This window comes from Roseivirga sp., from assembly GCF_034669765.1.
GTDB lineage: Bacteria > Bacteroidota > Bacteroidia > Cytophagales > Cyclobacteriaceae > Roseivirga.
Window position 1 is genome coordinate 72,703 of the sequence record NZ_JAXMOQ010000007.1, and the last position, 11,560, is coordinate 84,262.

Annotated in this window: 10 protein-coding genes; 7 read left to right on the forward strand and 3 right to left on the reverse strand. The window is 36.9% G+C overall.

What is annotated here, in order from left to right; translation table 11 throughout:
* Positions 1-53: 53 nt before the first annotated feature.
* Both VOI17_RS14395 and VOI17_RS14400 read left to right on the forward strand, forming a co-directional pair.
* Complete coding sequence (locus VOI17_RS14395) at positions 54-1,301, forward strand: oligosaccharide flippase family protein (protein WP_323758074.1); 1,248 nt, start codon at positions 54-56, stop codon at positions 1,299-1,301.
* A complete protein-coding gene (locus tag VOI17_RS14400) occupies positions 1,285-2,196 on the forward strand; it encodes a glycosyltransferase family 2 protein (RefSeq protein WP_323757926.1) in 912 nt (303 codons plus the stop codon). The genes VOI17_RS14395 and VOI17_RS14400 overlap by 17 nt, the downstream gene beginning before the upstream one ends.
* Before the next feature lie 191 nt (positions 2,197-2,387).
* On the opposite strand, the gene VOI17_RS14405 is transcribed toward VOI17_RS14400, so the two are convergent.
* A complete protein-coding gene (locus VOI17_RS14405) occupies positions 2,388-3,275 on the reverse strand; it encodes a class I SAM-dependent methyltransferase (protein ID WP_323757927.1) in 888 nt (295 codons plus the stop codon).
* A gap of 341 nt (positions 3,276-3,616) precedes the next feature.
* Here VOI17_RS14405 and VOI17_RS14410 point away from each other — a divergent pair, with 341 nt between their 5' ends.
* The 5 genes from VOI17_RS14410 to VOI17_RS14430 all read left to right on the forward strand — a co-directional run bounded on the left by VOI17_RS14410 (position 3,617) and on the right by VOI17_RS14430 (position 9,010).
* Positions 3,617-4,771 (forward strand): glycosyltransferase family 4 protein, encoded by a 1,155-nt coding sequence (locus tag VOI17_RS14410; RefSeq protein ID WP_323757928.1) that lies wholly within the window; start codon positions 3,617-3,619, stop codon positions 4,769-4,771.
* 24 nt (positions 4,772-4,795) lie between these two features.
* Complete coding sequence (locus VOI17_RS14415) at positions 4,796-6,187, forward strand: O-antigen ligase family protein (RefSeq protein WP_323757929.1); 1,392 nt, start codon at positions 4,796-4,798, stop codon at positions 6,185-6,187.
* 363 nt (positions 6,188-6,550) lie between these two features.
* Positions 6,551-7,105: a glycosyltransferase family 9 protein gene (locus VOI17_RS14420; RefSeq protein WP_323757930.1), complete on the forward strand. Its 555-nt coding sequence runs from the start codon at positions 6,551-6,553 to the stop codon at positions 7,103-7,105.
* A gap of 47 nt (positions 7,106-7,152) precedes the next feature.
* Positions 7,153-7,920 (forward strand): WecB/TagA/CpsF family glycosyltransferase, encoded by a 768-nt coding sequence (locus VOI17_RS14425; protein ID WP_323757931.1) that lies wholly within the window; start codon positions 7,153-7,155, stop codon positions 7,918-7,920.
* Between the two features lie 34 nt (positions 7,921-7,954).
* Entirely contained in the window at positions 7,955-9,010 is a 1,056-nt protein-coding gene (locus VOI17_RS14430) for an NAD-dependent epimerase/dehydratase family protein (protein WP_323757932.1), read from the forward strand.
* Here the strand turns inward: VOI17_RS14430 and VOI17_RS14435 are convergent.
* Together VOI17_RS14435 and VOI17_RS14440 are read right to left on the reverse strand one after the other, a co-directional pair.
* Positions 9,007-10,686 carry a capsule assembly Wzi family protein gene (locus tag VOI17_RS14435; RefSeq protein WP_323757933.1) on the reverse strand — a complete coding sequence of 560 codons (1,680 nt, stop codon included), beginning with the start codon at positions 10,684-10,686 and terminating at the stop codon, positions 9,007-9,009. The genes VOI17_RS14430 and VOI17_RS14435 overlap by 4 nt on opposite strands.
* Positions 10,683-11,366, reverse strand: a complete 684-nt coding sequence (locus tag VOI17_RS14440) for a hypothetical protein (RefSeq protein WP_323757934.1) — start codon at positions 11,364-11,366, stop codon at positions 10,683-10,685. The genes VOI17_RS14435 and VOI17_RS14440 overlap by 4 nt, the downstream gene beginning before the upstream one ends.
* Positions 11,367-11,560 lie beyond the last annotated feature (194 nt).

Sequence of the window (11,560 nt, forward strand, 5' to 3'; positions counted from 1 at the left end):
TCACATAATTTTAATCAAGAGCCCCGCTAGTTATCAAAGAGGTTAGAAAAATAATCAAGAGCGTTTCTTTCGCTAACTTCTTTCACTTGTCGCTAAACCAAGGAGTAAATGTCCTTGTAGCAGTTGTTATCACACCATTACTTTATCAAACCTTAGGTGAAGGCCAATTCGGCCTAGTCGGTTTGGGGCTTACGGTTGTAATGTTCTTAAGCGTACTTGTTAATTATGGTTTCCATTTAAACGGGCCAAAGCGGCTAGCATTAACATTAGGAGATACCGATAAACAGCAAGAGTTGGTAAATGAGATTATAGTTACCAAGCTGATGCTTTCTGTCGTGCTCAGTTTGTTGATATTAATCGCCATATATGGGTTCAATTTTTTTCCTGATTATTCCTCAATACTATCCCTTTCGTTAGTGATTTTACTAGGGGAAGCCCTGTTTCCGATGTTTATTTTGCAGGGGCTCGACAAGCTTTCCCTGGTCTCAGTTGCCAATGCCATATCTAAGCTGTTTTATTTAATTGCCGTAGTAATAGTAGTCAAAGAAGGCAGTGATGCTAAATGGGTTAATTTTTTATTCGGAGTTTCTTCCGTCATTGTCAATTTCGGTTTGTTAGTGTTTGTCTACCGAAAGTGGGGGCTCAGGTTTTATTGGGTCAACGCTGCAAAGGTATTTATAAGGATAAAGGAGAATTTTCAGTTTTTCCTTTCAACCATTGGCGGACACCTTTCAGTTCATGGAGGTTATATTATTCTAAGTAATTTTGTTTCCGAAGTAGAGCTTGGAAGGTATAACTTGGCGCAACGAGTAGCCTTTTTATTAAGAATGATTCCTGTTTTTTTAACCCAGTCTATTCTGCAGAGCGCTTCACGGCTTTATCATGAGAATGAATCTGATTTTAACGAGTATTTATCTAAAGCTTATAAAAGTGGTCTGGCATTAACCTTTGCTGTTGGACTGGGGTTCGCAATTACTTCTTCCTATATCATCCGAATTTTAGGTGGTGAGTATGTTGATTATAGTGCTAATGTGTTAAGGCTATTATGCTTTATTCCGTTTTTCGGAATGTTGAACGTTGCCAACATGATTAAAATTTTAGTAGCAGAGCGGAAGGAAATTTTAGCCAAAGCTACCTGGGTAACAGCAATTTTTATGCTTGTTATTGCCATGTTGGGTAGTTATTATTACGGAGGCTATGGGCTGGCTGTGGCACTACTTCTTTCAGAGGTGTTAAGTTTTGCAGTGCATTATTATTTATTAAAGAAGTATTGTGTGTTGAGTAATGATGGGAATAAATAAAATTGCAATCATTTTGGTGAACTGGAATGCCTTTGACCTTACGGTTAGATGCATTAATAGCTTAGAGAATACGGGTTTCCCAAGCATAAATATTTTTTTGGTAGACAATGCTTCAGCAGATAATTCGGGACCTAAACTTAGAGAGAAGTTTAAAGAAGTTACTTTTATTCAGAACACAGAGAACCTAGGTTTTACAGGAGGCAACAACATAGCAATAACAAGAGCTTTGGATGCTGGCTTTGAGTATATTATGCTTTTGAATAATGATACTGAAGTTACGGAAGGTTTTATCGAACCATTGCTTTTGGCTATAGAAGGGAATGATAAAGTCGCTGCAGTTCAGCCGTTGATCTTAGAATTGAATCGGAAAGACTTGATATGGAGTGCAGGTGGAGATACTGATCGGTTCTTTGGATTGTCGAAAACACGTTTTTTATATCAAGAGCTAGACACAGTAAGGTCAAGCATTAAGTCAGACACGGATTGGATCACCGGCTGTTGTATTTTAGTTCGGTCTTCGGTTATCCACCAGATTGGTGCTTTGGATAATAAATTCTTCGCATACCATGAAGATGTAGATTGGTCCATTCGAATGCGTAAAGCAGGGTATGAGTTAATGGTGGCTCCAGAAAGTGTAATCTTTCACCTTTCCATGGCCTCTTTAAAAAGTGACACCAAGCAGAAAGAAGGGTTTCTGTCGCCCTTTATGCATTACCTTCACGCCAGAAATCATTTATTTTTGGTTAGAAAACACAAGGATTATTTTAACCCCGTAGGCGTTTGGGGTTATCAATTTTTCAAACTGGCTGGCTATTCGGCTTACTTCATTTTCAGAGGTCGGTTTAACAAGCTAAGGTCTGCCCTGAAAGGGTTTAAGGATGGGTTAACAAAATGAAGTTGATAATCACATTATGAATTAAGATTCAGTACAGAGTATTCTATCCTTGAGGCAATTTTTTTGAAAGCAGTTTTGGGCGGAGGTAATACTGCTTTCCTGAAACAGTGCCATCTAGTGAATAAAGCCTATCTTAATTGAAAGAAATCACTTTGATTTTACAATCAAAAGACAAAAAGGGCTTAAGGTCATTATTTCTTTGCAATCAAAATTACCGGAAACTTTAGTTGACATACGCCATGTAACTTGATGCTTCTAAATAATCTTAGCAGGATGGGGTTATTTTCTATTGCTTCTACCCAGCGAGTTGCTATTCTTACTCTTTTGAAAAGAGAATATTTGAGTTTGGGGATGGGCAAAATAGTTGAAACCTCTCTGAATCCAATCTTCTTAAGTTGGTTTGCCATTTCCGTATGTGTAGATTCATTTACATGGCCTCCTTCTGCGGCCAGTTTTCCTGACTGAGAAAAATCCTTAATGCGAGTAACATCCCAAGGACCGAAGAGTCTGTTAGGCATTATTATTATTAACTTTCCATTGGGGTTCAAATGATTGTATATGTTTTTCAGATGAATATCAGCGTCCTCTGGAACAAGATGTTCTAAGACATTATCGGAAAACGCAACATCAAACTTTTCATCAAATTCATAATTAACAATATTAGACTCTATAAAACGGATTGTTTTATGAGACTTGAGACTTTTAGGAATTACCACATCTATTCCAGTCAGGCTTTTGGTTTTTAGGTGTCTCTCTATACTTTGAAGCATATATCCCTGACCACTCCCGTAGTCGACAACGGAAGCATTCTCCAGTTCTTTTGCGAATAACTTTACGTATTTATCCTTGTCGTTTATTCCATTAATTAAACTAGTATCTCTACCATAAATAGGAATAAGCTTAGAATAGAATTCATCATATAATTTTACTCGTTTGTCAAAATTCTTTTCACTAAGCAAGAGTCGGTGATAGTGTTCTTCAACCTTGAAGGCTGCCACTAAAACTTCTTCAGATAGACCTTCTGAAACTGAATATCTGTGAATATCAGGAAACTCTAAATAACCGTGATTTTTTATCATATTTGCCTGCTCTTGCTGTGTATCTATGAATCATCAAAAATATAGATTTTTTATCAATAGTATCCTAAATGAGAATTTTGTCTGTCACTCGTTTTCTGTGAACAACTATGTAAAAAGGGTCCGTAAAATTGCCTCTTGGCTCAGCCAAGGACTAAAGATTTGTGGGTATATTGCGTACTTTGTTTTGCATAGGAGATTTATTTACCTAAAGTTTGTGGTTAGAGGTTTGCGCGATGGCTTAACCAAGTAGTCATCATTCAATTGACTTTGAAACGGTTTGTAATTATCAAAATTTAATAATTTTTTAATCATACTAACTATTGTCTACTAAGCTAGGTTCAATGAAAATTCTCCAAGTTCACAATATATATAAAGGAAAGACGGGAGAGGAAACCGTTGTTGAGGAAGAGAAAAAAATACTGGAGCGTCATGGCCATTGTGTAATTCAGTTTATCAAGGATAACTCTGATTTGGATAAATATTCAAAATTAGATAAGATCAAAATATTGAGTTCTCTTCACTCCTCAAAATCCATTGGGAAGGAATTAGAAGAATTTATTGAAAAGGAGAAGCCGGATATTTGTCATGTGCATAATACATTTCCTTTGATTACACCTATTGTCTATGAAGTTTGTAAGTCTAAAAATGTACCAGTTGTTCAGACCTTGCATAACTACAAAATGGTATGTACTAATAGCCTTCTATTTCGTAATGGGGAGGTGTGTGAAAAGTGTTTGAATAAGAGCCTTTATAACTCTATTAAATTTAAGTGTTATAGAAACTCATATTTTGCAACTGCCGCTCAGGCTCATGTAATCCAATATCATAGAAATAAAGGAACTTGGGATAATCTGATTGATCGATACGTATGCTTGACCGAGTTTCAGAAAGAGAAAGTTTTTGGAGATACCTTAAAAGACAAAGTTGTGGTCAAACCCAATTTTCTGGCTGAGAATAATTTGGTGACTGTTCGGGAAGATTTTTTCCTATTTGTTGGTAGACTAAATGATTCAAAAGGACTTCAGGATTTACTTTATTTGTTTAGAAGAAATACACATTCCAAATTCATTCTTATTGGTAAATCAGATAATCCAGAGATATTCCGTGATTTTAAGAATGTCAAACACTTAGGGGAAAGAAACCGAGATGTTGTTTTGGAAAATATGAGAAAGTGCAAAGCTGTCATTTTCCCTTCTAAATATTATGAGGGAATGCCAATGGTTATTCTTGAGGCTTTTTCATTAAAAAAACCTGTAATTTCAAGAAATAGAGGGGCCATGGCTTCCATGATTAATGATGGGGTTAATGGCCTTAAATATGAAATTGAAAGTGGGTTGATAGATGCTATTGAAACGATGGAAGAAAACCCCACATTGGTAAACCAATTGGGAGAACGGGCCTATGTAGATTATAAGGAAAATTATACCGAAGAAAAAGGGTATGAAAACTTGATAAACCTTTATGATGAAGTATTGAGCTCTCGATCACTCGTTTAGTTGACTTAATGATAAAATAATCGAATGACTATCGTTGCTACTTTTCTTTTAATACTTTATTCCATATTATTTTTCTATGTGCTCGATGCTGTCCTTAGGGGAAAGTTTGAATATGTGCTACTTTTTTCCGTAATCTTTTTCCCTATTTATGCACTTTTTTTAACCTTTAATTACGATGCTTTTGAATTGCCTATTTTAGTTAATTTGATTCAATACTCTAAAGAGATTGTAATCTTTGGAGCTCTTGGTGTATGGATATCTGGCCAAAGAAACATGCTAAATAGGAAGTGGGAAATATCTTTTTTGGATGGCCTTTTTCTTTCCTTTCTTGTGCTCTCTTTTATCTTCTTTGTATTGGGTGTTGGCGAAGCCACATTTACCAATAGAGCCGTCTATTTAAAAAATATCTTGTTAATAGGGATATTTTACTTTTTTGGTCGTCAGATCAAAATTGACTTTAAGTATTGGGATAGAGTTTTCAACGTCATATTTATCATGACTGTTTTAGCGTGTGGGCTGATTATTTTGGAAAGGGTTTTCAGTACTCATTTTCATACTTTAGTAGGCTATGCCAAGTATAATTTACATTTGAAGGATTTTGAACCCGTAGGTACGTATGGTCTTAATTGGACCTTCGAGGCAGAGGGTGGGCGACCAAGGTATGGCTCATTTTTCGCAAACCCATTGGAGCTTTCATCCTCTATGCTCATTTCGGTTGCCTTGAGTACTATTTATTTGCTTTCAGTTCCATATAAAACAAACAAGAGTAAATACTTTGTAATTCTAGCTTGTTCATTTATTTGTGTTTTACTCGCATATTCTAGAGCTTCATTTGTGGCTTTTTTTTTAATGCTCATATTTATAGCTTTTTTAATGAGGTATTATAAGATTTTGAAAGCAGCCATTGCCGTTGCGGTTTGTATAGTTTTATATATTTCTTTTTTTGCCGCTGATGAAGTTCGGTATTTTGTTATCGATACACTTACATTTCAAAACTCTTCCAGTTTGACTCATATCGTGGATTGGCTAAAAGCAGTGGAGAGTATGTTGTCAAACCCAATGGGGATTGGGTTGGCAATGAGCGGTAATGCTGGAGGAGTCGAAGAAAGCTTGATTGTAGGTGGTGAGAATCAATACTTGATCTATGGTGTTCAACTGGGCTTTCTTGGAGCATTAATTTACATAGGAATGCTCTTTTTTGGTATCCGTGACTCGTGGAGGGCTTTCCGCTTATCAAGAAGCAGACAAGAAGCAGTCATTCCCTTCGTTGCGGCTTCAGTCAAATTCGGATTACTATTACCTTTATTCACAGCTAACGCTGAAGCATATATATATGTATCATTAATTTCATGGTGGTTTATTGGTTATGCAGAAACCATTTACCAAAGAAATAAGAAGTATCAAGTTTTATCATAAATAAGCGTGAGAACGAACAGAGTATATAGTATTAGAGAACATTTTTCGGCTGTGAGAAAGTACTTCATTACTAAACTCTCTTTGTTCTTTCTCAAATTTTTTAATAACCAGAGTCTAACTATTATTCGAGATGGTGGGTTTGGAGATGCTATTATGGCTTCATCAGTGGTTAAGGTTATTCAACATAAATACCCAAAAGCAAGAATTTTGGTGAGCTCGGGATTCCCTGAGGTGTTTGATGGTGTACAGTTTACTGAGCATTCACGTTTAACTTTTCCCGTGATTTGGTTGAGCTACAGCCACTATGACTTCTTTCCATGGACAATAAGGAAACCACTTCACTGTAGGCTTATAATGAAGGAAATGGCAGGTGTATTAAACGAACATAAAAATCATCAAGCTATTTCCATTGATGAGAGAGAATATAAAGACTTTTTAAGAGATCATGTTGAGAATAAAAAGTACCTCGTTATTCAATCTGGAGCAGGTGCTTGGTTTCAAGAGAAAAATTGGGATCAAAATAAATGGTTACACCTTGTGGAAGAGCTCAAGGCTATGGGTTATGCCGTTTATCATATTGGCACACAAGATAATGCCCCTTTAGAAGGAGTGGTAGACTTCAGGGGTAAAACTAATATTTATGAAAGCTTACTTTTAGTAAAGCATGCCAAACTGCTAATTGGAGTAAACTCGTTTGCCGAACAAGCGGCTTGGGTATTTAATGTGCCATCTGTTATTCTTTATGGACCTACAAATCCAAGATACTCTCTAAACCCTGGCCAAGTAGCTGTTTTCTCAAATCAAGCTTTTGAATATCGAGATTTATATAACTTGCCATATCAATTTCAGAATATGAATAGTATTGAAGTGAAAACTGTTTTGAAAGCTGCATCTACGATTCTTAATCAAGTTAATTAGGAGCTGCATAATTTTTAAAACGTTAAAGTAATTGAGACAAAACTGAAATGAGCCTACCGTTTAAGAAGTATAAATTATTTGTACCTGAATATGCGAATGTAGATTATGAACTCGCTTCAGAAATCATTGTGGAAAATGGTATTCAAAGATGTAGTTTCGGTGTTTCTGCCCTTGCTGTGCATGGATTGATGACTAGCATTACCAATTCTGAATTGGGGCAAGTAATAAACAATATTGACCTAATAGTTCCGGATGGCCAACCTGTGAGGTGGGCGCTCAATAGTTTCTATAAACTAGGAATGCAGGATAGGGTTTATGGTCCAGAGCTCACGCTCTGGGTGCTGAAAAAAGCAAATGAAAAGGCTTTGAAAGTTTACCTTTACGGAAGTACTGAACATACCTTATCTAAATTTCAAGAATTTATTGAAAGGGACTATCCAGACGTGGATATATGCGGGGTACATATCGATAGATTTAGAGAGGCAACTACTGAGGAAGATCTTGAAGATATTGAGAAAATAAATAGTAGTGGAGCAAACATAGTACTTGTAGGCCGAGGTTGCCCAAGGCAAGAGTTTTGGGTGGCTCACCACAAAGGTAAGGTGAATGCCGCTATGATGGCCGTTGGTGCCGCTTTTGACTTCCATGCAGGAACGGTAAAACAGGCGCCTAGTTGGATGCAGAAAAATGGACTCGAGTGGTTATATAGGCTAGCTCAGGAGCCAAAAAGATTAGCAAAAAGGTATTTTATAACAAATAGTCATTTTATATTAAAATTTATTAAACATAGGTATTTTTTAAGGAGGCCGTATTAGTCCGATCTCTTTGAAAAACATTTAATCATACATTATGAATCGATTATTAGTAACGGGTTCTGCAGGCTTAATAGGCAGTGAAGTTGTGAGTTTTTTCGCCCAAAGAAATTGGGAGGTTATTGGAATAGACAATAACATGAGGGCCGATTTTTTCGGCAGTGCAGGTGATACTCAATGGAATGCTAAAAGATTAGAAGAGTCGTACGGCAATTATACGCATCATGTAATTGATATTAGGAATAGAGCTGAAGTAGGTGACTTTTTACAGAAAGTTAAGCCCGATGCAATTGTTCATGCTGCAGCACAACCTAGCCATGATCTGGCGGCTTCGAGGCCCTTTGATGATTTTGATGTTAATGCCGTGGGCACCTTAAACCTTTTGGAAGGGCTAAGAAGAGTTTCTACTAGTGTACCCTTTGTTCATATGTCAACAAATAAAGTATATGGCGATGCACCAAATAGTCTTAACCTTACTGAGCATGAAAAGAGATGGGATTATACGGACGATGAGTATTACAATGGTATAAAAGAGAGCTTCACAATTGACCAATCAAAGCACTCCATTTTTGGCGCCTCAAAGGTGGCGGGGGATGTGATGGTTCAAGAATATGGCAGATACTTTAACATGCCTACTTGCTGTCTGCGAGGAGGCTGTTTAACTGGTCCAAACCACAGTGGTGTTGAATTGCACGGTTTCCTCAGTTATCTAATCAAGTGTAATTTGATAGAAAGAGAATATACAATCTTTGGATACAAAGGAAAACAGGTGCGTGATAATATACACTCGTATGATGTGGCAAGATTTATTGAAGAGTTCTTGATGAATCCGAGGATTGGCGAAGTATATAATCTAGGTGGTGGACGATCAAACTCCGTCTCAATTCTCGAAGCTTTTGATTTGATCTCTGAAATTTCAGGGAAACCAATGAAGTATAAGTATTCTGAGCAGAACCGTTCAGGAGATCACATTTGCTACATATCGGATTTAAGCAAAATGAAGGATCATTATCCAAATTGGGATATCACTAAGGACCTAAGAACTACCTTTCAGGAAATACATGATTCATGGGTACTGAGAATGCCTTCTTAAAAGGTGTAAGCCAAGTTGATGTCTAAATTAAAGTTATCTCGATCTTTCCCTGGATAGTAAGGAAATGGAGAAGCATTAGGGTCAAATATAACTTCCCACTGATAGTTCAGTGACTTAGTGTAGAATAAGGAACCTCTTAGTAATAGTTTGTCAAATTGCCATTCAACAAAACCATGTAGGTTATAATCCACCCAATACCTTGTGAAATCACCCGAGAAAGTGAAAGTAGCAAAGTCGTTATTATGAACATATCTTTCAACGGCTCCGCCAATCCGCTTTAAACCTTTTACCCACGAAACTTCGAGATATTGTGCATTACCCCCTGGGCCCAAGGCTGAGCCAAGCACCTCTCCATTATTCGTATACCCATCTCGAACAACACCATGGATATACCAGGATAGAGCATTTCTAAAAAACCTGCTCTCCGTTTGTGACATTTGCGTTAATTCAAAATTGAATTGGTAAAATTCATCTTTCTTGGATGTTGGAAATAGCTTATTGAAGCCTATGGTTAGGGCTCTTGAGTGATCGGAGTCAACTAATAAATCTCTTAAGTTGATGGCAGCATCATTCTTTCCAAATTCAAAATATACTTCGGCTTTAGAATCAAACCAGACCCATCGTCCAAAAAGGCTTGCCGCCTCATCTTGTCGTAATTCAGATCCAAATTCGTTAGGGTCTTTTCCCCTAAATATGCCAGAAACCGCAGGAAAATAGTCTTTTCCTGCTTTGGCATTTGCGTAATACTGCTGAACCCATCTTGTCACTCCAAATGAAAGCCCTTGAATCCATTTTGGGGAATAAGAGAAACTTATTGCCTGAAAATAACGCCAATCATTCGGTTTTGGGGCAAACTGTACTTGTCCGCTAAATAGGGAGTCAACATAGGGAGGGTTAAATCCAGACGCTTTAAGTTGGCCTGTCAATATTTGTCCTTCGAATGAGCCAATGATAGTTTTAATTGGTCGCTGAGTGTTAAAGGTTATGTGCGGAAATCCCTGAGCATTATTGCTCATCATTAAGCTATTACGTATGGCTGGCCCCCACCAAATATTTTCAGTGGATAGACCCAAAGATAAACCCCATTGATTTAGCCGTATACTTGACTGGCCAAGTGTGGCTTGTGTATAATTACCATCTCCATAGCGTTCAGGTTCATCTATCCGATTAAAAAACACATACCTAGATTGCCATGTACTCTCAAAATGGCGAGGCTTAAATGGGAAGCCCTGATATCTATTATTTTCTGCAAATATTAATTCTGGTTTCAACTGAATTGTAAGCGGACCCCACTCCGAATATATTCCCGCACTTAAATAGGTTTGAAAACCTCTTGAGCGAATCATTGCTCCGTCATTTCTGCTATCAGGATGATCGCTATCATAGGCTAGCCTGAAATCTAGGGGTAAAACTTTTAATTTGCCCTTGTTACCATCAAAACTAGTGATGGTTTTAAAGTAGTTATTGGTATCAAATACTAAGGAGTCGACCTTAAGACCGTTCTTTCCAAAGACTAATGGTCGATAATTAAATGAAAATGAAGAATCAAGATTCCCAAGTAGCTGCTGTCTTCTTAAATAATCTTGGACAACCGCTGATCCTAAAGGGATCGTTTGGGCAAATAGATGGCTGCCAAAAAGTAAGAAAGTATAGATTAACAATATTATTTTTTTCATCTTTTCTTAAAAACGCTTATCGATAAATTGTCTAAAGACCAGCTTTCATCACATAATGGGTTATCGGAATTTGGTTGTACTAATCTATCATAAAAACTTATAGTTGTACTATTTCTTTTATGTAGAAAGACTTTGTCAAACTTGTATAGAGATGTGCCATTTGGAGAATCTTTCCATGCGCAAAGACCCGGAAGACTGGTAGAAAAAGCCTCTAATTTTGAGTCATTTGGAAAGGGGAACTCACGCGGGTAAGATTGGCTATAGCAGAAGCCAGGAATACATAGCCCGTTCGAAAATGTTGTTTCGAAATATAATTTTTCAGAGGATTTTAGGTTTTCATTTGGATCAAATTCTAATATCCAAGCGTCATGGTCTTCTCCCAAAGGGTTTGTTCCGTTTGTATTTCCATCCCAAGAATCGTGAATATACAGATCGAAGGAAACTCTTACATATTCATGATCAGGTAAATTATCTAAAGAAAGTTGAAATCCATTATTATTGAAATTACCCATCACAAAATCGCCATCAAAGCTTGAAATCTTCACGCCTGAAATACCTGCGTAATCCCCATTATCAAAGTCGTTGAAGTAAATAAGATCTTCCTCGGGTACAATGTCCTCGCACGAAAAACATAACAAAGCAAAAGCGCAAAAGATATAGTTGATGGACTTTCTATTCATTTAATCAGTAAACGCAGGTTTATAATTGTTAAGGAACCATCAAAAATGGGAAACTTATTCTGAATAAGTAAGAAATGCCATGAAATATGCAGAGTAAAGTAACAGGAGCAACAGTAATACTTAAGATTAATTTTGAAGCCATAAGTTTTTCATGCTCATTATTATGAATAAGATCCTTCTTAAAATAAAGATCG